Annotated in this window: 1 protein-coding gene; it reads right to left on the bottom strand. The window is 76.3% G+C overall.

Annotation, left to right across the window (positions count from 1 at the left end):
* On the bottom strand, window positions 1-329 hold a 329-nt coding region (locus ACSNOK_RS33640), incomplete at both ends, for a DUF5937 family protein (RefSeq protein ID WP_436784560.1).

Here is a 329-nt window from a genome sequence, read left to right as displayed (position 1 = left end):
ACGAAGTCCCGCTGGCGCGGGCCGCGGGCGGCGGCCAGTTCGATCACCCGGGCCCGCTCCCCGGCGTCGCCCAGGGGCGAGGGCGTGGGCCGCCCATAGGCGGGCGAGCAGGAGATCTCGAAGGCGGCGGCGACGAACGCCTCGTCGTCGATCCTGTCGAGCGCGGCGAGTTCCTCGGCGAGCGTGACCCCGGGCTCCGCCGGCAGGAGGATGTCGGAGATGGAGGAGGTCCACAGGAACTCCGCCTCGTGGAGCCGGTCGGCGAGGTCCGGCGGCAGCCCCGCGGAGGTCGCGGTGGCCCAACCGCGCAGCTCCGGGTGGTGCCCGGG

Origin of the sequence: Streptomyces sp. URMC 126, from assembly GCF_051386555.1 — a bacterium.
Lineage (GTDB): Bacteria > Actinomycetota > Actinomycetes > Streptomycetales > Streptomycetaceae > Streptomyces.
Note: the sequence above shows the minus strand (reverse complement) of the source record. Positions and strands in the feature narration are given on the sequence as shown.